Below are 21,925 nucleotides of genomic sequence, written 5' to 3' on the forward strand. Positions count from 1 at the left end.
ATAAAAGTCGTGAAAAATAATCGAGCCACGCAGAACGTCGCGCACCGGATGGCGTTCCTTGCCGTCGCGGGCGCGTCGCTCCTCGTCGGTCTCGCCGCCGGCGCCTCGTTGCTCGGCTTGACGTGGGGGCCTGCGGGTGCGGCGGCCTCCATCGCGCGCGACCATGGGCCGCTTATGGTCTTTGGCTTCGTGGGCGGCGCCATCGGCCTGGAGCGCGCCGTCGCCGTGCGCACGTCCTGGGCGTGGGCGGGACCGGCGTTCCACGTCCTGGGCGTCGTGACGTTGCTCGCGGGCCTGCCGCGTGCCGTGCCCGCAGCCGCCTTTGCCGCTTCGTTCCTCGTCCTCGGTGCGATATACACCGAGATTTACCGCCACCGTCAGCCCATGCTCGCCGTGCTCGTGCAGGCCGTCGGCGTGCTCGGCGGAGTCTCCGCGGCCGTCCAGTGGGCCACCACCGGCGGATTCGCCGCCGCGATGCCGCTCGCGGTGCTCTACGCCGTGGCGACCATCCTGGGTGAACGCATGGAGCTCGCGCGGCTTACCATGTCCGGCGCCCGCGCCGGAGGTTCGCTCGCCGCACTCGTGTTGGCACTCGCCGCCGCGGCGGTGCTCTTCCTCGCCAACCCGGCCATTGGCTACCGCGTCATGGGGCTCACCCTCGTCGCGTGTGCGGCCCGCGCGGCCCAGCTCGACGTCGCGAAGAACCTCGTGCGGTCCACCGGCCTGCCGCGCTATACGGCCATCGCGATGCTCGCCGGCTACGGCTGGCTCGCCCTTGGCGGCGTGTTCTGGCTGGCCTTCGGACCGGACGTGACGGGCTTTGCCTACGATGCATCCATCCACGCGGTCTTCCTGGGCTTCGTCATCTCCATGATCTTCGCCCACGCGCCGACCATTTTGACCTCGGTCATCCGGCGCAAGCTCCCGTATCACCCGGCGCTCTACGTGCCGCTCATCCTGTTGCACCTGGGACTGGCCCTGCGCATCTACGCGGATCTGCGCCAGTACGCCGGGGCCTATCAATCGGGCGGGCTCGCGACCATCCTCGCGGTGCTCGTGTTCTTAGTTACCGGCATAATTCTTACCTGGAAGGAGGCGCGTCATGGAGATAGGACTCGGCCCCAGCGCACCGCAACCACGGCTTAAAGCGCAGGCCGCGCCGTTGAGCGACGTCTCGCTCGCAGGCCGCCGCCGCTGGCACACGCTGGCCTTCGCGGTCATCGCGCTGTGGATTTTTATTGGCATGGGCTACGTCATCGCCCGCCAATTCGGCGCACCTGTCATCTGGTGGGAGCTCATCCACCCGTTTACCATCGGCGCGCTCACCACGGCGATCATCGTCTATTCCACGCACTTCGCCGAGGCGCTCACCCGCACCGCGACACAGGATTACCGCGCCGTTGCCGCGCGCGTGGCGCTCGTCCAGGTGGGACTCCTCCTCCTGCTCATCGACCGCGCGGGCTATGACTGGGGTCCGCTTGCCGATGCCGCCTCGCTCCTCATCATTGCCTCCCTCGCGTGGCACATCTGGGCCATCGCGCGCGCTCTGCGCGGTTCGCTCGCCGGGTCCTTCGCCGTCACCGTGCCCTTTTACATCGCGGCCGCCGCCTTCATGATCGTCGCCGTCGTCTGCGCCGTGCTCGCCGGGCGGGGAGTGGGCAACTATTCCTCGCTCATCGCGGCCCACCAACGCGCGGCGGTCTGGGGCTTTGCCTTGCTCACCATCGTCGGCACCGTGGTGACGCTGCTGCCCACCGTCTCCAGCACGAAGATTTCGCCCACCGCCCGCGCCCGCTGCCTGCGTGCGCTCACGGTGCATTGCAGTGGGCTTTCGGCCGCCGTCGTGTGCTACGCGCTCGGCCTGCCCGTGCCCGCGGGCATTGCGCAGCTGCTCACTGTGCTCGCCAGTGCGCTCGTAATCGCGCCGGTCGTGTCGGGCGTGCTGGGCGGGGCGCCGCAGGTCACGGCGGCATCGGCAAGCGTGCTGGCCGGAGTGTTCTGGATGGTGGCGCTCAATGCTGCCGATGCCGCCTCAGTCCTGGCCGGAGCCTTTCCCCGCGCCGTCACCCTCGTGCTCATGCCGGCCTTCGTGGGCGGCGGGCTGCTCCAACTCGTTACGGGCGTGCTCACGCACCTGCTGCCCACGCTGCGCGGTGGTGGGCGTGAGGCCGTTTACGAAGGGCGTCGACGCGGCACGTTCGCGGCGCCCGCGCGTGTGGTGCTGGTCAACCTTGGCGCGCTCATTACGCTTACCGGCCCAGCACTGGCCGGGATTATCATGATGGGGTTAGGCCTCATCGGTCACGTGGCGACTATCTGCTGGTCGCTGAAAGTTAGGAAGTCCGCATGACGAATCTTATGTCCCCGCAACCCTCCCAACCGTCCCAGCCGGCTCAACCGGCGAAGTCGAACGCCAACGGCTGGGCCGCCTGGCTGCTCATTGGCCTCGCCATCGCGGCCGTGGTCGTGCTCGCCGTGGTGAACACGACGGCAACGAACAAGGCCTCATCGCCGGCGGCTCCGGTCGCGGCATCTGGAGACGATGTCGTTGTCGATGTCACCGTGGACGGCATGGCCTTCGTGCCGAATTCCGTGGACGTGCCCGCGGGCTCGCGCCTCATCGTGAACTTTACGAACACCGGCGACAAGGTCCACGACTTGAAGATCGGCGATAACGAGACCGGCCGCATCGAGCCGGGCAAGTCCGCGCAGCTCGACGTGGGCGTCATCACGGAGGACATCAAGGGCATCTGCACGATTGCTGGCCACGAGATGCAGGGCATGACGTTCATGGTGCATGCGACGGGTGCGAACTCCGAAGCCTCAACTGGTGAGCACAACCATGCCGTCGCCGGTGCCTCCAACCCGTTTGTCACCGTGCCGTCTGCCGCGGACCGCACGAAGAAGCGCGACGATTTCCAGGCGCGCGACGCCGCTCTGGCACCGTCGACGGGCACGGTCCACGAGGAGACGTGGGAGATGACCGAGGAAGTCCGCGAGGTCGCGCCGGGCGTGAAACAAGTGCAGTGGCTCTTTAACGGCCAAGCCCCGGGTCCGACGCTTCACGGTAAGGTGGGTGACACGTTCAAGATCACGCTTGTCAACAACGGCACCATGGGCCATTCCGTCGACTTCCACGCCGGCGAGGTCAACCCCGACACCACCATGGCGACCATCGAGCCCGGCGAGGAGCTCACCTACGAGTTCACCGCCAACCGCTCGGGAATCTGGATGTATCACTGCTCGACCGACCCGATGAGCCTCCACATCGCCAACGGCATGATGGGCGCGGTCATCATCGACCCGGTCGGCGACGACGCCCTGAGCGACGTTGACGGCGAGTACACGTTCGTGGCCTCCGACGTCTTCCTCGGCGACCAAGCCATCGGTGCCAACCCCGACCGCGTCGCGAACGGTGACTTCGACCTCATGGCGTTTAACGGCTACCCCAACCAGTACGACCTCGAGCCGCTGCACGCCAAGGTCGGCGAGACCGTCCGCCTGTGGGTCCTTAACGTCGGCCCGGACCAGCCGCTGAGCTTCCACGTCGTGGGCGAGCAGTTTGACACCGTCTACAAGGAGGGCACGTACCTCATCCGCGACGAGAAGCGGACCGGCTCGCAGGCCCTCGATCTCCTGCCTGCCCAAGGCGGCTTCGTGGAGATGACCTTCAACGAGCCCGGCACGTACAGCTTCGTCAACCACATCATGACGAACGCCGAGAAGGGCCAGCACGGCAAGATCATCGTCACCGAGTAGACCGCAGCCACCTGGCACCCGAGACACCGCGCCCCGGTTCGAGGCGCGGTGTCTTTGTGTCTTCCTATCACGGGGCGGAAGTTGTGGCCGCCGACGGTGCCCAAGAGCGGCACATGTAGGGACTTAGACGGCGTAAAGACACAGGGCAGGGATCGGGAAACGCCCGCGCTCCTGTGCGAGGAGAGCGGGCGTTGGTGGGGCAGGGCGCCGGTTAGGCGCCGTGCGAAGGTGTCTCGGACTTGTCGAGCTGGGAGTGGTGGTTGCGCACCGGCTCCCAGGCGACGTGGCGGCGCATGTCCGTCGCGCGGGAATCGCGGGAGCGGTAGACCACATACGGGCGCGTGACGTAGCCGACCGGTGCGGAGAACGCGTGGACCAGGCGGGTGTACGGCCACACGGCGATGATGGTGAAGCCAGCGAGGACGTGGAGCTTGAACTGCCAGGGGACGTCAACCATCGTCTCCGGGTGGATATTGAACACGATGAGGTCGCGCAGCCACGGCGAGATGGTCTCACGGTAGTCGTAGCCTTGCGGGCCGCCGAAGACCTGGGTGGAGAACGTCGCGATGGTGCCCGAGAGCAGCGCCAGACCCAGGAAGACGTACATCACCTTGTCCGACTTCGAGGTGGACAGGAAAACGGAGCGGTTGACGATGCGGCGGTAGAGCAGGCCACAGAAGCCGAGGACCACGGCGACGGCGGCGATGGAGCCGGGGATCGTCGCGATGAGGTGGTAGGCGTGGTCGCTGATGCCGACGGCACGGGTCCAGGACTTGGGCATTGCCAGGCCCATGAGGTGGCCGATGACGACGAAGACCATGCCCCAGTGGAAGAGCGGGGAGGACAGACGCAGCAGCTTGGATTCGTAAATCTGGGACGAGTGCGTGGTCCAGCCGAACTGGTCGGTGCGCCAGCGCCAGAAGATGCCCACGAAGAAGGCGGCGATAGCGAGCCACGGGAACGCACCCCAGAGGAAGTTATTGAAATGTTCCATGGTGGATCCTTAATGAATGTCGGGTTGAGCGGTGGGGAAGGGAAGATCGGCGATACCCACCATCTCAGCGGGCGGGCCGGTGCGGATAAGGTCAACGTATTTCTGCGCGGTCTCCTCGTCGACGTCGGGCAGGGCCTTGCATAGCGCGACGATGAGGTGCGAATACGGCGAGCCAAGCTGCTCCAGCGCGGCGCGGAGCACCTCGATGCCTTCACGATAGCTGGCGAGCATCTCCACCGCGCGGGCATGCGACTCGCCCTCGGTGTAGGCGAGTGCCTCGAGCATGACGCAGAGGTGGTCTGGCATCTCATCGGAGTCGAGCTCAAAGCCCAAAGACTTGAGCTGCTCACCGATGGACAAGATGGCCATGCCACGCTGACGCGTATCGCCCACCGCGTAGTAGGTGAGGAAGAGCGAGCAACGGCGGCGCTGGTCGAAGGTCTCGACGTAGTGCTCCTCGAGCCCACGCAGGCCGGTCGAGCGCGCCCAGTCCGCAAAGGTCATGAAGTCAGTCGCAATCGCCATGGGCAGCTCACCAAGCTGCTCCTGGACGATGTCGAGGCGCTCGAGGAAGTCCTCGCCCGGGTAACGTAGCAGCACGGAGGCGGCCATGGCGACGATGCGCCGCTGGTCGTCGGTAACCGCGACGGGCGCGACGAGTGTTGCTGGAACCTTACCGGTATGCGTGCGCACGGTGCGCTTGACGTCGGCGGCGCCGCCCATGGCCCCGATGCCGGCGGGCGTGCCGAAGCCCGCGGGGGCATCGTCAGGCTGGGGCACCGGCATGCGCGCGGCGAGCTTTTCGAAGATACCCATTTAGCGCTCCGGGAACATGGAGTCCGGGCGGTCGCCCGTCCAGCTGAGCAAGGAGACCTTGCCTTCCGATGCCGCCGCACCCTCGGTGTGGCAGGCTTCCGGAGCGCCCATGCCGAGGTCATGGAAGACATCGTCGCTGGCGCGGGACGGGTCGACGTTGCCGAAGGGATCGAGCGAGGCGATGCCGCGCGGGGTCTCCGGGGACGCAGTCGGGATGACGTAGCGGTCATCGTACTTCGCGATGGACAGCAGACGGTACATGGAGAGCATGTCCTCGCCGGTCATGCCGACGGCCTGTGCGATCTCTTCCTGCGGTTCGTTGCCCAGGTTGATATCACGCATGTAGGAACGCATGGCGACGAGGCGGCGCAGGGACTTCTCGACGGGCACCGTGTCGCCGGCCGTGAACAGGCCTGCGAGGTACTCGAGCGGGATGCGCATATTCGACAAGGCGGAGAAGAGGATCTTGTGGTCCTCGCCGTCGTTGCCGGACTTGGTCACCTGGTCGACGATGGGGGACAGTGGCGGGATGTACCAGACCATGGGCAGCGTGCGGTACTCCGGGTGGAGCGGCAGTGCCAGACCGTACTTGAAGATGAGGTCGTAGATGGGCGAGTTCTGCGCGGCATCGATCCAGGAGTGCGGGATGCCCGCAGCCTGGGCGGCCTTGACGACCTCCGGGTCGTGCGGGTCGAGCATGATGGACTTCTGTGCCTCGAAGAGGTCCTTCTCGTCCGGGACGGATGCGGCCTCGGCGACGCGGTCAGCGTCGTAGAGGATGACGCCGAGGTAGCGCAGGCGGCCCACGCAGGTCTCGGAGCAGACGGTCGGCTGGCCGACCTCAAGGCGCGGGTAGCAGAGAGTACATTTCTCAGCCTTGCCGGTCTTGTGGTTGAAGTAAACCTTCTTGTAGGGGCAGCCGGAGACGCACATACGCCAGCCGCGGCACTGGTCCTGGTCAACGAGGACGATGCCGTCCTCGGCGCGCTTGTACATGGCGCCGGACGGGCAGGAGGACACGCAGGTGGGGTTCATGCAGTGCTCGCAGATGCGCGGCAGGTAGAACATGAAGGAATCCTCGATCTCCTTCTTCACGGAGAGATTCATCTTGTGCAGCGTGGGGTCCGCGTCCATCGTGGTGGTGGAGCCGCCGAGGTTATCGTCCCAGTTGGAGGACCACTCAATCTTATTGATCTCGCGACCGTCGATCTGGGAGACCGGCTTGGCGGTGGGCTGGGTCTTCTGCCCGGCCTTGGCACCCATGAGGTCCTCGTACTGGTAGCTCCACGGCTCGTAGTAGTCCTGGATGGTGGGCAGGTTCGGATTGTGGAAGATGGTGGCGAGCTTCTTCAAGCGTCCGCCCGCCTTGGGCTTGAGCTTGCCGGAGGAGGTGAGCTCCCAGCCGCCCTTCCACTTCTCCTGGTCCTCCCAGGTGCGCGGGTAGCCCAGACCCGGACGGGTCTCGACGTTGTTGAACCAGATGTACTCGGTGCCTTCGCGGTTGGTCCATGCCTGCTTACAGGTGACTGAACACGTGTGGCAACCGATGCACTTGTCCAGGTTCATAATCATGGAGATTTGGGCCATGACCTTCATTAGTAGGTAACCTCCTGGGAACGACGGCGCACGCGCGTGACCTCGTCACGGTTGTTGCCGGTTGGGCCGATGTAGTTGAAGTGGTAGGTGAGCTGGCCGTAGCCGCCCGCGATGTGAACCGGCTTGATGGAAATACGCGTGAGCGAGTTGTGCGTACCGCCGCGGCGGCCAGTGTGCTCGTTGAGCGGCGTACCCACTGTGCGCTCCTGGGCGTGGTTCATAATCATCGTGCCCTCCGGGATGCGGTGGGAGACGATGGCGCGGGCGGAGACGACGCCGTTGCGGTTGTAGACCTCGACCCATTCGTTGTCCGCGACGCCAATCTTCTTGGCGTCCTTGTCGGACATCCACACGACCTGGCCACCGCGGGAGATGGACAGCACGTGCAGGTTATCGAAGTACTGCGAGTGGATGGACCACTTGTTGTGCGTGGTGAGGTAACGCAGGGTCACCTCGGCCTCGCCGCGCTCGTTGGTCAGCTGCTGACCCGGCTCAAATTCGCCGTGCATGCGGAGGTGGTCGAGCGGCGGGCGGAAGACCGGCAGCGACTCGCCGTAGTCCATGAACCAGTCATGGTCGATGTAGTAGTGCATACGGCCAGTGATAGTGTGCCACGGCTTGTCGAATTCGACGTTGATGCTAAACGCCGTGTAGCGACGGCCATTGCGCTTATCTGCGGTCCACTCCGGGGAGGTGATGATCTCGGTCGGACGCTCCTTGATGGAGTCCCATGTGATGCGCACATCCTCGTCAGCGGTGCCGAGCGGGGTGAGGTCCTTGCCGGTACGCGACGAGAGGAACTCGAAGCCCTGCTTGGCGAGCTCGCCGTTGGAGACGCCGGACAGATGCAGGATGGCGTCGATGACCTTGGTGTCCTTCGTGAGATCCACGAGCTCGCCCATGGAGGTCTTCTCGGTGCCGCAGATGAGCTTAAGCTCTTCGACCTGCTTCTCCACGTTGAATTTCGTGCCGTGGACGCCGGTGCCGGCCTTGGCCGACAGCGGGCCCAAGTGGGTCCACTTCTCGTAGATCTTCGTGTAGTCGCGCTCGATGGTGGCGATCTTCGGCATGGTCAGCCCCGGGACGAGGCCGACTTCCTTGATATCGGGGACGATTCCGCGGGCCATGCCCATCTCATCCGGGGTGTCGTGGTGGCTCGGCTGCGTGACCACGTCGGTTTGCGTGCCCAGCCACTTCACAGCCATCGCGGACAGCGAGGCAGCGAGGTCACGGAAGACCTCGAAGTCCGTGCGTGCCTCCCACGGCGGGGTAATCGCCGCGTTGAAGGAGTGCAGGGACGGGTGCATATCCGTCGAGGACATGTCGTGCTTCTCATACCAGGTGGCGGCTGGGAGCACGATGTCGGAGACGAGCGTCGTGGATGTGTTGCGGAAATCCGTGGTCAGCATGAGGTCGAGCTTGCCCTCAGGCGCGTCGTCGACCCAGGTGATGGACTTCGGGCGCTCCTCCGGGGAGAGCTCGGCCGCGGTGGCGTCCGAGTCCACGCCCAGCAGATGGCGCAGGAAGAATTCCGTGCCCTTGGCGGAAGAACCCAGCAGGTTCGTGCGCCAGTTGAGCAGGATGCGCGGCCAGTTTTCCTTGGCCGACGGGTTGTTGTAGGAGAACTCGAGGTCGCCGGATTCCAGCTGGTTGACAACGTAATCCTTGATGTCCTGGCCAGCGGCCTTGGCCTCGTCCGCGAGGAGCAGCGAGTTCTTGTTGAACTGCGGGTAGGAGGGCATCCAGCCGCGGGTCATGGCCTCGACCATCGTGTCGGCGACCATCTTGTCTTCGATGGAGCCGTGGCTAGCCAGCGGCGAGCCCAGGTGCGAGGCGTGCGAGTTGTCGTAGCGGTACTGCTCCGTGGCGAAGTAGTAGAAGCCGGTGGAAATCATGTGGCGCGGCGGACGTTGCCAGTCCGTGCCCATGGCCCACTGGGTCCAGCCGTTGATGGCGCGCAGCTTCTCCTGGCCCACGTAGTGAGCCCAGCCGCCGCCGTTAACACCCTGCGTGCCACACATGGAGGTGAGCGCCAGGAATGTGCGGTAGATAGTGTCCGCGTGGAAGTAGTGGTTGACGCCGGCGCCCATGATGATCTGGGAGCGGCCCTGTGAATCTGCGGCGTTCTGCGCGAACTCGCGGCCGATGCGGATGCAGGTCTCAGCGGCGACGCCGGTGAGCTCTTCCTGCCAAGCCGGGGTGCCGACCTCGGAGGCATCGTAGAAGTCCTTGGGCCAGGACCCCGGGAGATTGAGCTCCTCGCGGTTGACGCCATAGTGGGCGAGCAACACGTCGAAGACGGTGGTCACGAGCTGGCCGTCGACCTCGCGGACCGGGACGCCACGGTGGACAACGCCGGCGCCGATCGGCTTATCGGTGCCCACATCGCTCGGGTCAGCATCGAGGTCGAAGCGCGGGAAGAGCACCTCGGCGGTGGAGTAGGAGTCGGTCTCCGCGATGGACATGACCGGATCGGCGTTGCCCAATGAGAGGTTCCACTTGGAGGATTCCATGTCCCAGCGGTCTGCCATCGTGCCGCCCGGGTCGACGACCTTGCCGTCTTCTTCCATGACGAGCGTGCGGTAGGCGGCATTGGGGGAGCCGTTGAGGGAGGCATCGGAAAGCTGGGCAGCGGTGAGGAACTTTCCTGGGGTGTACGTGCCATCCCCGCGGTCCTCGAGGGTGATCAGGAACGGTGAGTCCGTGAACTTACGCATGTAGTTCATGAAATACGGTTCCTGGCGCTCGACGTGGAACTTCTTGAGAATGACGTGGCCCATGGCGAACGCGAGGGCGGCGTCGGTGCCCGGGTTGATCTGCGCCCACTCGTCGGCGAACTTCGTGTTATCTGCGAAGTCCGGGGAGACAACAACGACCTTGGTGCCGCGGTAGCGGGACTCGACCATGAAGTGGGAGTCCGGCGTACGGGTAACCGGAATGTTGGAGCCCCACATCATGAGGTAGGACGAGTTGTACCAGTCGCCTGACTCCGGGACGTCCGTTTGGTCGCCGAAAGTCTGCGGGGAGGCCGGCGGAAGGTCGGCGTACCAGTCATAGAAGGAGAGTGCTACGCCGCCGATGTGCTGAAGGAAGCGCGAACCAGCACCGTAGGAGACCTGCGACATGGCCGGAATAACGGTGAAGCCGAAGATGCGGTCTGGGCCGTGCTCACGAATGGTGTAGACGTGTGCCGCGGCGGCCATCTCGATGGCCTCCTCGTAGGTAATGCGGATGAGTCCGCCCTTGCCGCGCTGCGAGATATAGGCCGCGCGCTTGTCCGGGTCTTCCTGGATGGCGCGCCAGGCGAGGACCGGGTCTCCGGTCTTCTTCTTTTCCTCGCGGTACATGTCGACGAGCACGCCACGGGCGTACGGGTAGCGCACGCGGGTGGGCGAGTAGGTGTACCAGGAGAAGGATGCACCACGCGGGCAGCCGCGCGGTTCGTATTCCGGCATGTCATTGCCGGTGGTGGGGTAGTCCACTGCCTGGGACTCCCAGGTGATGACGCCGTCTTTGACATAGACCTTCCACGAGCAGGAACCGGTGCAGTTCACGCCGTGGGTAGAACGGACCATCTTGTCGAAGGCCCAGCGGTTGCGGTAGAAGACATCAGCTTGGCGGCCGCCCTGGAGGAACAGCTGCTGGCCGGAGTCGCTGGCCTCGCCGTGGCGCAGGTAGGCACCCAGCTTGAACAGCGGGTTGAGTTTGCCATTCTGGGGCTCAACGTGAGTAGTCATGGGGGGTAAATACTCCTAGAAAGTTGGTTTAGCCGGGGAACGGAGCGTTGGGGCGGGCGTAGTAGATCCACACGAGCGCCGTGGTGATGATGAAGTAGACCACGCAGCCCCAGAAGAACGCAGTCGCAGGCATGGCGGACAGCAGCACGCCCACGACGAATGGGCCGAAGGCACCAATGGCGCCGGTCCAGCCGATGACGCCGCCCGCCTGGCGGGCCGGGAGGATCATGGGCATCTGCTTGAAGGTGCCGGCGTTAGCGAGACCCGTGAAGAAGAACATGATGAGCATGCAGGTGAGGAACCACTTGAACTCGCTCGGGTCGCTCGGGTTGAGGAAGAGCGCGGAGGCAGCGGTGAAGACCGTCATGCCGAGGCAGCCGATGAAAGTCCAGATGGCACCGCCGAACTTATCGCACAGCGGGCCCCACAGTGCGCGGACGAGTGCGCCGATGAGTGGGCCGAGGAAGGCGTAGGTCGCGCCCTTGGGCAGGTTCTCGAAGGTGCCTGCGAAAGAGGAGTTAGCGCCGTAGATGTTGTTGATGAGCAGTGCCATCTGAGCCGCGAAGCCGGAGAACGCACCGAAAGTCATGAGGTAGACGATGGTGAGGATCCACGTGTTCTTATTGCCGAAGATGTCGATCTGCTGGCGGAAGTTGGCCTTGATCGGCACGTCCTTGAGCATGGTCCACGCGAGGATAGCTCCGACGAGGGCCCACGGCACGAGGAAGATAGCCGGGTTGTGCACGAAGATATCGCCCTCATCCGTGCGCTGCGGCGCCACGAAGCCGATGCCCAGGAGCGTAAAGCCCATGAGCCACGGCGCGACGAGCTGAATGAAGGAGATACCGAAGTTACCGATACCGGCCTGGATGCCCAGCGCGGTGCCCGACATGCGCTTGGGGAAGAAGTAGCCGGTGGACGGCATAAAACCGGAGAAGACGCCGCCGCCGACGCCGGAGAGGAAGGCCAGCACCATGAACCACCAGAACGGGGTCGAGGTGTTTTGCACGGCGAAGAACCAGCCGAGCATCGGGATGATAAACAGCAGGGAGGACAGCGTCACGAGCTTGCGCGTGCCGATGATCGGCGGCAGGAACATGAACAGCAGTCGGAACAGGCCGCAGGCGAGGCCCGAGATGGAGGTGAGCCAGTACAGCTGGCTCTTCGACAGATCAAAGCCGATCTGGTTGAGCATCGGCGCGATGGCGGATACCAAGTACCACGTGGCGAAGCCGATGATGAGGATAAAAGTGGAGAGCCAGAGGGTCTTCCACGCGATCTTGGAATCCCAGTGGTCTGGATCTTCCGGGTTCCATCCCTGAATGGTAGAACCGGAGGTATCGAGAGCAGTCATTATTTTCCTTGCCATATCTCGTAGAAAAGAGCTCCTATCCAATTTATCGTGGTTTATGCTGGAGCATGACCTTTTTCACGGGTTCTTCCGTGTTTAATTACAGCAGGAAAATGTTGCGAAAATAATTCGCTCGCGACCGGTGCAGGTTAACCCGAAGAAGGTCACCCTAAGTTTTGTTTACGTTTGAATGTGTTGAATTGGTCACACATTGTGTTCGGATTTGAAGGAGCCAGATATGACGCCCACCACGGCCGCCATCATCGTTACCGCCGACAGGATTCTCAGCGGCGAAAAGCCCAATACGGCGGGTGAACTCGCGGCGTCGCTTATGGTAGATGCGGGCTTCGAAGTGGGCTCCCACGTCGTGATCGCGGAAGGCTACGCCCGTGTTGCGGAGGCGCTGCGCGCCGAGGTGCGCGCTGGCACGCACGTTATCGTCGTCATCGGCGGCACGGGCGTAGGCACCACGAATTACACGCCAGAAGTCACCGCGGAGTTCGTCACCGCGCGGCTTACCGGCCTGGAGACCCAAGTCTTGCTCAAGGGGCTGGAGTCCTCGCACAAGGCGGGGCTGTCGCGTGGAATCATCGGCATGACGGATCGCGGCGGTGGATCGCTCATCATCAACTCGGCGTCCTCGCGCGGCGCGGTCGCTGACACGCTTGGTGTGGTGCTGCCACTCGTGGGGGATATCTTCCGGGACGCCCGTTAGGCCTTCAGCCGTCGACTAGGATGAGGCGCGGGCAGCCCAGGCACACAATTCGGCGGGGGTGTCGTAGTCGACTTCGGCACCAGTGCCGGGCACGCGGACAAGGGCGCCGGGGGCGGCGCGCAGGAGACGGCGCGCGGATGTATTGTGCGGCGAACCTAGCGCCGCCAGCGCGGCCGCAAGCGCGTCCGCGTTCCACAGCGCGATGAGCGGCTGGATGCGTGAGCCGGTCGTGGCGACGGCTGCCGATGCCCCCGGTGCGGCGTCGAGGGCCGCTACCAGGCGGGGAAGCATGCGCGGGGAATCGGGCGCATCGACGGAGAGCACCGCGACCCGCGGGGTGTCGAGCGCGTGGAAGCCGGTGGCGATGCCGGCGACGGGACCGCCAAAGAGCGGAGACTCGCAGACTTGCGGCAGACCCAGCGGGTACGGCGAGACCACCGCGGTGGGCGTGCCGTAGGGCAGCGCGGCGAGCACGTGGTCAATAAGGCGCGCGCCGCGCGCGGTGACGGAGCCTTTATCCACGCCGCCCATGCGTGTGCCGCGTCCGCCGGCGAGGACGATGACTCCGGTTGTGGGGCGCATTACTCAGCGGCCGGGATTTCGGCGAGCTCCGGCAGCTCGCGAGACCAATCGCCGGAGCGGCCCCCGGACTTGGCGACGATGCCCGTACGGCGAATGTAGGCGGCGCGGTCGACGCCCTTGACCATGTCGATGACGGCGAGCGCCGCGACGGAGACGGCGGTGAGTGCTTCCATCTCTACGCCCGTGCGGTCTGCGGTGCGCACGGTGGCTTCAATGAAGACGCAGTCCTCGCGCAGCTCAAGGTCGACCGCGGCGCCGTGGACGCCGATAGTGTGGGCGAGGGGAAGGAGTTCCGGAACCTTTTTCGCCGCGGCGATGCCGGCCACGCGGGCGACGGCGAGGACGTCGCCCTTGGGCACCGTGCCGTCGCGCAGCGCGGCAAGGACCTCCGGCGAGCAGTACACCTCGCCGCGGGCGGTGGCCGTGCGCACGGTGGGCTTCTTCTCCGTGACGTCGACCATGTAGGCGGCGCCGGCGTCGTTGAGGTGAGTGAACTTCATGAGGGCTCCAATCAGTGGGAAATCTGGGGGTTAGTAAAAGTAGACGTCGACGGATGCGCCGTCTGGGAGCGTGGACTCGAGGACAGCGTAGCCGTGTGTGCCGGCGAGCGAGCCGACGAGGTGACTGCCCACGTGGCGGCCGCTAAAGGGCGTGGCTCGCGGCGGCGAGACGGTGAAGTCCAGGCGCACGGGCACTATGAGGACGCGGTCGCGTACGCGCGGGAATTCAGCGTCGGGCTGGGCGACAACGCGCGGGGCAGGGGCGTTGGGCAGACCGCGCAGGCGCCGCAGGACCGGCGCACCGTAGAGATGGAAAGACACGAAAGCCGCCACGGGATTGCCCGGGAAGGAAAGTACGGGCACGCCACGCCACGGCGAGGCGCCCTGCGGCGCGCCAGGTTTCTGGCAGACCTCGCCGAACCAGGCGTCAGGCGAGGCGCCGAGGACCTCGTGAACAACGTCGAAGGCACCGGCGGACACGCCACCGGAGGTGATGATGAGATCGACCCCGGCAGCGGCGAGAGAATCGAGCTCCGCCGCGAGCGCCTCGGGCGAGTCCACGACGTGACGGCGCGTGACCTCACTGGCGCCAGCAACGCGGGCGAGCTCAGCGAGCATGGGGCCATTGGAATTGGGAAGCGCCCCGGCCGGGAGCGAGGAGAGCGCCGCGGCGTCGGTCGCGGTGAGCAGCTCGGAGCCGGACGTCACGACGGCGACGGACGGCGCCGGGTAGGCAGAAACCGAGGCGACGCCTGCCGACACGAGCGCGGCGAGGGTGGGCGCATCCGCCAACGTGCCAGCAGTCGCCGCGGGGTGGCCGGGCTGGAGGCTATCGCCCGCGCGCCGGATATGCGGGCGCTCGCCCAGCCTAAAAACAGTGACCGACTCTGGTAGCGGGTGCGGGCCGGACGGAATGTTGGTGTCCTCGACCGGGATGACGGCAAGTCCGGAAGGATCTCCGGTGGGTGCGCCCGTCATAATGCGCACGGCGTGGCCAGCAGGTACGGGCAGCGGCGCGGAGCCCGCGGGGACATCGCCTGCGACGGGCAGCGTCCACGGGCCTTCACCCGTGAGATCGGCACGGCGGACGAGGAAGCCATCCATTGCCGAGTTATCGAAAGGCGGGACGGGGAAACGTGCAGGAGCGTCAGCAGCGAGAACGCGGCCAGGCAGCTCCGCGAGCGGTGTGTCGACGGGCATGGCCGGATGTGCTAGCGCGAGGACGCGCGCGCGGTGCGCAGCGATGGTAACGGACATAGATGTCTACGTTAGCCGCCAATGGCGGACATAGGACGATCTGGTTGCAAGAAGCCTTCGTCGTTGACGCCGTGGCCCGGCAGCTTGGCCCACATCTCGCCGGCCCAGGCGGTCATGAGCTCCTCGTCGGTGGCACCCGCACGCATGAGGTCGCGCAGGGACGTCTCCGAGTTGCCGAAGAGGCAGTTGCGCACCGCGCCATCCGTGGTAAGCCGCGTGCGGTCGCAGTCGCCGCAGAAAGGATGCGTCACCGAGGCGATGATGCCGATCGTGCCGTGGAGGGTGCCATCGTGGGAGGTTACCTCCCACAGCTCGGCCGGGGCGGAGCCGCGCGGCTCGCGGGCCGGGGTAAGTTCCAAGTCTTCGCGCAGGTAATCGAGGATTTGGTCCGCCGTGACGAGCTGGTCGCGGCGCCACTTCTCACGCGGACCCAGCGGCATCTGTTCGATGAAGCGCAGCTGCGCGCCGTGCTCGAGGCAGAAGCGGGCGAGCGGGACGATGCCGTCCTCATTAACGCCCGGCATGACCACGGCGTTGACCTTGACGGGGTGAAGGCCCGCTTCGCTCGCGGCAGCGATGGCCTTGAAGACATCCTTGATACGGTCGCGGCGGGTGAGCTGCGCGTAGAGCTCGCGGTCGATGGTGTCGAGCGAGATGTTCACGCGGTCGAGGCCCGCCTCCTTGAGCGCTTCAATGCGGCGGGGTAGGCCTAGACCGTTGGTGGTGAGCGCGATGGTGGGCGCGACACCTTCGTCAGTGCGCAGCTGCTTGGTTGCCGCGATGATTTTCTCCAGGGACTTGCGCAGTAGCGGCTCGCCGCCGGTAAAACGCACCTGGCGAATACCGAGACGTTCGACGCCCAAGCGGATAAGGCGGATGGTCTCCTCGTCGGAGAGGGTGTGTTCCGTGGGCATCCAATCGAGGCCCTCGGCGGGCATGCAGTACGTGCAGCGCAGATTGCAGCGGTCAGTCAGGGAGACGCGCAGGTCGCGCGCGACGCGGCCGTAGCGGTCGATGAGCGCGCGCGAACCGTCCGCATGAGCTGCGGGCATATCCGCGGGTGGCGTGGGAGCGCCGCCGATGCGCGGCAGCGGAAGTGCGACGCGGGTGAGTTGAGACGGGGAAGTCATAGGGTTTCCACCATAGCTTGGACGTGGGCACGGGTATAAACAATATAACGCGGGTTTGTTCGTGTTTATTCCCTGGGCGTGTCGAGCTGCCGTAAGTAGTGCTGACCCACCGAGAGTGCTCTCCCCGCAATAACGGGATTTCGCGGAAACGGCGGCGCAGCATCCAGGCCGTCACGGCGAGCGTGGTGAGCACGGAGCCGGTGATGATGCTCAGCGTCGCCCCGTTAATGCCGGAAGCGGCGACGGCCAGCCTAGAATTCCTCCGCTTCGAACTCGTCGAACTCGGGACGGTGGGTCTCGCCCGGACCGGAGAGGCGAATGATGTTGTACTCACCTTCGGCCAGGTGCATGCGCAGGTCCTTCTTATCGAATTTATCCACGGAGGTCTTATCAATGGACTTCACGAAGGTCCAGTATTCCGGCAGCATCCAGCTGGGTAGCTCCTTGCGCATCGCGTCGCGCAGGGACTCAGCCGTCTCAATGGTGGGGGAAGTCTGCGGGTCGAGCACGGTGACGGCGAGCGGACGTTCGCCCCACTGCTTATCCGGGTAGCCGATGACGGCGGCCTCGATAACGCGCGGGTCAGACATGATGAGGTTTTCCAGCTGGACCGAGTAGATCCACTCGCCGCCGGAGCGAATGACGTCGCGGGCGCGGTCCTCGATGGTGAGGAAGCCGTCGTGTGTGACGGAGCCAACGTCGCCGGTGCGCAGCCAGCCATCTGCGGTGAACTTGGAGGCGGCGTTCTCCACAGCCTTGCCGCGGAACTCGCTGGCCGGGCCACCCGAAGAAGCCGTGGGGGAGTCGTAGTAGGACGCGGTGACGAGGTTGCCCCGCACCTGAATCTCGCCGGAGTTGCGGTCCGTCTTGGGCACGACTTGGCCGTCGTTGACCACGCGGTACTGTAACGAGGCGGGAATGCGCCCCTGGGAGATGCGGTAGGCCCAGCGCGCCGGGCCGTTGACGCCCTGCGGTGGGCGGGCGACGGAGCCCACGGTGGAGGTTTCCACCATTCCCCACACGTGGATGACGTCCACGCCGTAGCGTTCCTCCCAGACCTTGATGAGCTGCGGCGGCACCGGCGAGCCGCCCGCGTAGATCTCAGTGAGCGACATGCGCTCCGGCGGGTTTTGCATGTAGTGGACGATGAGCTGGAGCCAAATAGTGGGCGCGCCGTGCGCCACGCGCGGGTGGGTCGCAGCGATGAGCTTGGACAGCGTGGGTGCCGAGACATCCGAGTCCGGAAGAACCAACGGGGTGCCCGTCATAAACGCTGCAAAGGGTACGCCCCAGCTGAGCACGTGATAGATGGGGATGCAGCATAAGAAGGTCTCGCCGTGCGTGACGCACAGCGAATCCGAGGAACGCAGCTGCATGGCCTCCAAGTAAATGGAGCGGTGGGAGTAGACCACGCCCTTGGGCGCGCCGGTCGTACCCGTGGAGTAGCACAGCGCCGCCGCAGTGCGCTCGTCGAGCTCCGGCCAGCGGTAGCGCGAGGACTTGCCGTCGAGGAGCTGCTCGTAGGAGTACGTCGCGACGCTGCGGGGCATGTGGAGGGCGGCATCGGCAAGCCCGACCGAGCCAGTAAAGACCACGGACTCGACCTCCGGCGCGCCGCTTAAGATACGCTTCAGCTGCACGGCCAAGCGCGGGTCCGCAACGATGACCTTCGCCTGCGAGTGGTTGATGATGTGGCGAATCTGGTCATTCATGAGCTGCTTATTAAGCGGCACGAAGACCGCGCCCTTACACGCTGTGCCGAAGAGAATCTCCAGGTGCTCCGCGCAATTCCACATTAGCGTGGCCACGCGCTCGTCGCCGGTAACCCCCAGGTCTTCGTGCAACGCATGCGCCCACGCCGCCGCACGCGCTCCGATATCGGCAAACGTTGCGACCTCTTGTGGCTCCTCGCCCGCGGCCGTGTCCCCACGCCACGTGGTCACCGGGGTGGCCCCGTGGACCGTGGACCCGTAGTCCAAGATGCGTGAGATATTCAGCGGCACGTCCTGCATCGTCGAAAGCATGCCCTTTATGGTAGCCGCACACCTGCCACGCGTGGGTGCCTGTTGCGACATGGGGCGAGCGGTGATCTATACTGGGTGGCGACTGTGCGGATTGTGACGGTCGCCCCCTTTGACGCGCTGCACTCGGCGTGCTCGGCTCGAAGACTCGTGGCGCCGCTGTCCCCGCGAATTTCATTCCACCAGTCACCCGATTTCTACTCATGGCCGCGTGTGTCTTCACTCACGGGTAACGCGTTTCGCACCGTGATTGCGTCCATGGGCATTCATAGACATTGTTTGAAGATGGCTCCCTGGGCCTTATCGCACGTGCGTGCGCGGCGATCCCACCCATGGCCCGGGGAGAAACGAAAGGATATCCGTGAGCACTACGGACACCACCGCAGCCGCTGACCTTGCGTCGATGAAGCTGCCGGAACTGCGCAAGCTCGCCGCCGAGCGCGGCCTCAAGGGCATTTCGGGCCTGCGCAAGGGGGAACTCATTGAGGCGTTGACCACGGGCACCGCGCCGAAGCGCGCTAAGGCTGCCAAGGCTGCCGATGCCCCCGCGACCTCCGCGCCCAAGCGCAACGTCCTAGGCGGCGACAGCCCGCGCCGCGTCCCGCGCAAGGCTGCCTCCGAAAGCGCTTCTGTCTCTGCAGCCGTAGAAAATGCCGCTGAGCAGGAGCCGCAGGAGCAGGGCAACCAGGGTGAGAAGCAGGACGGCGGCGATAACCGCACCTACGAGTCCCGCTCTCAGGCCCGCCGCGCCCGCCGCAATCGTGCGCGCCGCGAGGCCCGCAACGAGCAGGGGCAAAACGGTGCGCAGGATGATGACTCGAAGAAGTCCCTGCGCGAGCGCAGCCGCGTCGGCGACGACGAGGCTGCACAGGACTCCTCTGCCGACTCCAACGCGGGCGACAACGCTGAGCGTTCTTCCGAAGACCAGCACAACCACGACGAGCAGCGTGGCCGCGGCGAGCGCGGCAACCGCCGCGGCCGTCACGGCGACCGCAACAATGATCGCGGTAACGACCGAACTAACGATCGTGGCGAGAAGAACGACAACGACGGCCAGAACGACAAGAACGGCCGCAACCGCCACAACAACGACGACGAGGGCAACGGCCGCCGCGGTCGCCGCGGCCGTCGCAATCGCCGCAATCGCGGTGGCAACGACGGTCAGGGTGGCAACAATCACGGCGGCAACGGCGATCTGCAGGTCCGCGAGGGCGACGAGCTGCAGGCTGTGGGCGGCATCCTTGAGGTCGTCGACAACAACGTGGCCTTCCTGCGCACGACCGGCTACCACGCCGCGGGCAGCGACGTCTTCGTCAACAACAACTTGGTGCGCCGCTTGGGTCTGCGCTCCGGCGACGCTGTGACCGGCCAGGTCAAGGTCGGAGCTGGTACTAAGACGCTGGGCAACGGCCGTAACCGCCGCAAGTACAACCAGCTCGTGCAGGTCGACTCCGTCAACGGCCTCGACCCGCAGACGGCGAAGGATCGCCCAGAGTTTAGCAAGCTCACGCCGCTCTACCCGAACCAGCGCCTGCGCCTAGAGACGGATCCCAAGATCCTCACCACGCGCGTCATCGACCTCATCATGCCGATTGGTAAGGGACAGCGCGCGCTCATCGTCTCCCCGCCGAAGGCTGGTAAGACGACCATTCTGCAGAACATCGCGAACGCGATTTCCACGAATAACCCGGAGTGTTACCTCATGGTCGTCCTCGTTGACGAGCGTCCTGAGGAAGTCACGGATATGCAGCGCAGCGTCAAAGGCGAGGTCATTGCCTCGACCTTCGACCGTCCGCCGTCAGAGCACACCGCCGTCGCGGAGCTGGCCATCGAGCGCGCCAAGCGCCTCGTGGAGCAGGGCAAGGACGTCGTCGTCCTCCTCGACTCCATTACCCGTCTGGGCCGCGCGTACAACAACTCGTCCCCGGCCTCGGGCCGCATCCTTTCCGGTGGTGTGGACTCCAACGCGCTCTACCCGCCGAAGCGCTTCCTGGGTGCTGCGCGCAACATCGAAAACGGCGGCTCGCTCACCATCATCGCCACCGCGATGGTGGAGACCGGCTCCACGGGTGACACGGTCATCTTCGAGGAGTTCAAGGGCACCGGTAACGCGGAGCTCAAGCTGGACCGCGCGATTTCCGAGCGCCGCATCTTCCCGGCCGTCGACGTTAACCCGTCCGGCACCCGTAAGGACGAGCTCCTGCTCGTCCCAGAGGAGGCGCGGATCATGACGAAGCTGCGTCGCATCCTCTCTGGCCTCGACTCGTTCGCGGCCATTGACCTGCTTATCAAGCAGCTCAAGAAGACCAAATCGAATGGCGAGTTCCTCATGCAGATCGCCAGCTCCGCGCCCATGGTCGCGGACAAGGATGTGGAGGATTACGTCTAATGGCTAGCCAAGTTTCCCTCGTTGACGACATCGTCTCCGAGTACCAAGGCATCGAAATGCAGATGGCCGACCCTGAGGTGGCCGGTGATCAAAAGATGTTCCGCAAGCTGTCCAAACGCTATGCGGAGCTTCGTCCCATCGTGAGCATCAACAATGAGCTCGTACAGGCTCGCGAGGATCTCGCGGACGCCAAGGAGATGGCCTACGAGGACCACGACTTCCAGGCGGAGGTCGACCGCCTCGAGCCGCTCGTGGTCGAGCTCGAAGAAAAGCTCGCTGACTTGCTCGCGCCCCGCGACGAGCACGATGGCGACGACATCATTATGGAGATCAAGGCTGGCGCCGGTGGCGAAGAGGCCGCCCTCTTCGCTGGCGACCTAGCCCGCATGTACGAGCGCTTCGCCGATAAGGCCGGCTTCGCGTGGGAGGTCCTCGGCCTCAACGAATCCGACCTGGGCGGCGTGAAGGACATGTCCATCTCCTTCAAGTCCAAGACCCCGTCGCGCGACGGCGCCTGGTCCGTCTTCAAATTCGAGGGCGGCGTACACCGCGTCCAGCGCGTGCCGGTTACCGAATCCCAGGGCCGCATCCAGACCTCCGCGGCCGGCGTGCTCGTCTACCCGGAGCCGGACGAGATCGAGTCTGTCAGCATCGACGAGAAGGATATCCGCGTCGACGTCTACCGTTCTTCCGGTAAGGGCGGCCAGGGTGTTAACACGACCGACTCGGCCGTGCGTATCACCCACCTGCCCACCGGCCTGGTTGTGACCTGTCAAAAGGAACGCTCCCAGATCCAGAACAAGGCGCGTGCCCTGCAGGTTCTGCAGGCCCGACTGGACCAGATGGAGCGCGAGGCCCGCGAGGCCGAGGCTGGCGAGCAGCGCGCCTCCCAGGTGCGCACCATGGACCGTTCCGAGCGCATTCGCACCTACAACTGGCCGGAGAACCGCATCACGGATCACCGCATTGGCTATAAGGCCAATAATCTGGACCACGTGTTGAACGGCGATATGCAGGATCTCATCACGGCTCTGCAGACCCAGGAGCGCGCCGAGCGCCTCGAGGCCGAGGGCTAAAC

Annotated in this window: 16 protein-coding genes; 6 read left to right on the forward strand and 10 right to left on the reverse strand. The window is 65.1% G+C overall.

The window, feature by feature from the left end:
- The first annotated feature begins 9 nt into the window (after window positions 1-9).
- The 3 genes from HMPREF2559_RS03815 to HMPREF2559_RS03825 are packed head-to-tail and all read left to right on the forward strand — an operon-like array spanning window position 10 to window position 3,759.
- Window positions 10-1,146 carry a hypothetical protein gene (locus HMPREF2559_RS03815; RefSeq protein WP_070539632.1) on the forward strand — a complete coding sequence of 379 codons (1,137 nt, stop codon included), beginning with the start codon at window positions 10-12 and terminating at the stop codon, window positions 1,144-1,146.
- Entirely contained in the window at window positions 1,103-2,350 is a 1,248-nt protein-coding gene (locus HMPREF2559_RS03820; RefSeq protein ID WP_070539585.1) for a beta-carotene 15,15'-monooxygenase, read from the forward strand. The genes HMPREF2559_RS03815 and HMPREF2559_RS03820 overlap by 44 nt, the downstream gene beginning before the upstream one ends.
- Window positions 2,347-3,759 carry a multicopper oxidase domain-containing protein gene (locus HMPREF2559_RS03825; protein ID WP_066490787.1) on the forward strand — a complete coding sequence of 471 codons (1,413 nt, stop codon included), beginning with the start codon at window positions 2,347-2,349 and terminating at the stop codon, window positions 3,757-3,759. The genes HMPREF2559_RS03820 and HMPREF2559_RS03825 overlap by 4 nt, the downstream gene beginning before the upstream one ends.
- Before the next feature lie 211 nt (window positions 3,760-3,970).
- On the opposite strand, the gene narI is transcribed toward HMPREF2559_RS03825, so the two are convergent.
- The 5 genes from narI to HMPREF2559_RS03850 are packed head-to-tail and all read right to left on the reverse strand — an operon-like array spanning window position 3,971 to window position 12,256.
- Complete coding sequence (gene narI / locus HMPREF2559_RS03830) at window positions 3,971-4,753, reverse strand: respiratory nitrate reductase subunit gamma (RefSeq protein ID WP_066490788.1); 783 nt, start codon at window positions 4,751-4,753, stop codon at window positions 3,971-3,973.
- Window positions 4,754-4,762: 9 nt separating this feature from the next.
- Complete coding sequence (narJ, locus tag HMPREF2559_RS03835) at window positions 4,763-5,569, reverse strand: nitrate reductase molybdenum cofactor assembly chaperone (protein WP_070539587.1); 807 nt, start codon at window positions 5,567-5,569, stop codon at window positions 4,763-4,765.
- Window positions 5,570-7,165, reverse strand: a complete 1,596-nt coding sequence (gene narH, locus HMPREF2559_RS03840) for a nitrate reductase subunit beta (protein WP_066490795.1) — start codon at window positions 7,163-7,165, stop codon at window positions 5,570-5,572.
- Entirely contained in the window at window positions 7,165-10,902 is a 3,738-nt protein-coding gene (locus HMPREF2559_RS03845; RefSeq protein ID WP_070539589.1) for a nitrate reductase subunit alpha, read from the reverse strand. The genes narH and HMPREF2559_RS03845 overlap by 1 nt, the downstream gene beginning before the upstream one ends.
- A gap of 28 nt (window positions 10,903-10,930) precedes the next feature.
- Window positions 10,931-12,256, reverse strand: a complete 1,326-nt coding sequence (locus tag HMPREF2559_RS03850; protein ID WP_070539591.1) for a nitrate/nitrite transporter — start codon at window positions 12,254-12,256, stop codon at window positions 10,931-10,933.
- A 235-nt stretch (window positions 12,257-12,491) separates the two neighbouring features.
- Between HMPREF2559_RS03850 and HMPREF2559_RS03855 the strand changes: the two genes are divergently transcribed.
- On the forward strand, window positions 12,492-12,968 hold the full coding sequence (locus HMPREF2559_RS03855) for a MogA/MoaB family molybdenum cofactor biosynthesis protein (protein WP_066490803.1): 477 nt from the start codon (window positions 12,492-12,494) through the stop codon (window positions 12,966-12,968).
- A 15-nt stretch (window positions 12,969-12,983) separates the two neighbouring features.
- Here the strand turns inward: HMPREF2559_RS03855 and HMPREF2559_RS03860 are convergent, their stop codons facing one another.
- The 5 genes from HMPREF2559_RS03860 to HMPREF2559_RS03880 form a co-directional block, all read right to left on the reverse strand.
- Window positions 12,984-13,550: a molybdenum cofactor guanylyltransferase gene (locus HMPREF2559_RS03860; protein ID WP_070539594.1), complete on the reverse strand. Its 567-nt coding sequence runs from the start codon at window positions 13,548-13,550 to the stop codon at window positions 12,984-12,986.
- Window positions 13,550-14,050: a cyclic pyranopterin monophosphate synthase MoaC gene (moaC, locus tag HMPREF2559_RS03865; RefSeq protein ID WP_070539596.1), complete on the reverse strand. Its 501-nt coding sequence runs from the start codon at window positions 14,048-14,050 to the stop codon at window positions 13,550-13,552. The genes HMPREF2559_RS03860 and moaC overlap by 1 nt, the downstream gene beginning before the upstream one ends.
- Before the next feature lie 30 nt (window positions 14,051-14,080).
- On the reverse strand, window positions 14,081-15,307 hold the full coding sequence (locus tag HMPREF2559_RS03870; protein WP_070539598.1) for a molybdopterin molybdotransferase MoeA: 1,227 nt from the start codon (window positions 15,305-15,307) through the stop codon (window positions 14,081-14,083).
- Between the two features lie 11 nt (window positions 15,308-15,318).
- Window positions 15,319-16,437, reverse strand: coding sequence for a GTP 3',8-cyclase MoaA (moaA, locus tag HMPREF2559_RS03875; RefSeq protein WP_068801663.1), 1,119 nt, complete (start codon window positions 16,435-16,437; stop codon window positions 15,319-15,321).
- A gap of 251 nt (window positions 16,438-16,688) precedes the next feature.
- Window positions 16,689-18,461, reverse strand: coding sequence for a long-chain fatty-acid--CoA ligase (locus HMPREF2559_RS03880; RefSeq protein ID WP_066490830.1), 1,773 nt, complete (start codon window positions 18,459-18,461; stop codon window positions 16,689-16,691).
- A 358-nt stretch (window positions 18,462-18,819) separates the two neighbouring features.
- Between HMPREF2559_RS03880 and rho the strand changes: the two genes are divergently transcribed.
- Together rho and prfA are read left to right on the forward strand one after the other, a co-directional pair.
- A complete protein-coding gene (rho, locus tag HMPREF2559_RS03885) occupies window positions 18,820-20,847 on the forward strand; it encodes a transcription termination factor Rho (RefSeq protein ID WP_066490832.1) in 2,028 nt (675 codons plus the stop codon).
- Window positions 20,847-21,923: a peptide chain release factor 1 gene (gene prfA / locus HMPREF2559_RS03890; RefSeq protein WP_066490834.1), complete on the forward strand. Its 1,077-nt coding sequence runs from the start codon at window positions 20,847-20,849 to the stop codon at window positions 21,921-21,923. The genes rho and prfA overlap by 1 nt, the downstream gene beginning before the upstream one ends.
- Window positions 21,924-21,925 lie beyond the last annotated feature (2 nt).

This window comes from Corynebacterium sp. HMSC072G08 (assembly GCF_001809185.1).
Classification (GTDB): Bacteria; Actinomycetota; Actinomycetes; order Mycobacteriales; family Mycobacteriaceae; genus Corynebacterium; species Corynebacterium phoceense.

What these genes read in the sequence shown, in the direction of transcription:
- moaC (WP_070539596.1), bottom strand. Translation starts at nt 14,050, where the DNA reads ATGAAGTTCACTCACCTCAACGACGCCGGCGCCGCCTACATGGTCGAC.
- prfA (WP_066490834.1), top strand. Translation starts at nt 20,847, where the DNA reads ATGGCTAGCCAAGTTTCCCTCGTTGACGACATCGTCTCCGAGTACCAA.
- narJ (WP_070539587.1), bottom strand. Translation starts at nt 5,569, where the DNA reads ATGGGTATCTTCGAAAAGCTCGCCGCGCGCATGCCGGTGCCCCAGCCT.
- narI (WP_066490788.1), bottom strand. Translation starts at nt 4,753, where the DNA reads ATGGAACATTTCAATAACTTCCTCTGGGGTGCGTTCCCGTGGCTCGCT.
- HMPREF2559_RS03880 (WP_066490830.1), bottom strand. Translation starts at nt 18,461, where the DNA reads ATGCTTTCGACGATGCAGGACGTGCCGCTGAATATCTCACGCATCTTG.
- moaA (WP_068801663.1), bottom strand. Translation starts at nt 16,437, where the DNA reads ATGACTTCCCCGTCTCAACTCACCCGCGTCGCACTTCCGCTGCCGCGC.
- HMPREF2559_RS03820 (WP_070539585.1), top strand. Translation starts at nt 1,103, where the DNA reads ATGGAGATAGGACTCGGCCCCAGCGCACCGCAACCACGGCTTAAAGCG.
- HMPREF2559_RS03850 (WP_070539591.1), bottom strand. Translation starts at nt 12,256, where the DNA reads ATGACTGCTCTCGATACCTCCGGTTCTACCATTCAGGGATGGAACCCG.
- HMPREF2559_RS03855 (WP_066490803.1), top strand. Translation starts at nt 12,492, where the DNA reads ATGACGCCCACCACGGCCGCCATCATCGTTACCGCCGACAGGATTCTC.
- HMPREF2559_RS03860 (WP_070539594.1), bottom strand. Translation starts at nt 13,550, where the DNA reads ATGCGCCCCACAACCGGAGTCATCGTCCTCGCCGGCGGACGCGGCACA.
- HMPREF2559_RS03825 (WP_066490787.1), top strand. Translation starts at nt 2,347, where the DNA reads ATGACGAATCTTATGTCCCCGCAACCCTCCCAACCGTCCCAGCCGGCT.
- narH (WP_066490795.1), bottom strand. Translation starts at nt 7,165, where the DNA reads ATGAAGGTCATGGCCCAAATCTCCATGATTATGAACCTGGACAAGTGC.
- HMPREF2559_RS03845 (WP_070539589.1), bottom strand. Translation starts at nt 10,902, where the DNA reads ATGACTACTCACGTTGAGCCCCAGAATGGCAAACTCAACCCGCTGTTC.
- HMPREF2559_RS03870 (WP_070539598.1), bottom strand. Translation starts at nt 15,307, where the DNA reads ATGTCCGTTACCATCGCTGCGCACCGCGCGCGCGTCCTCGCGCTAGCA.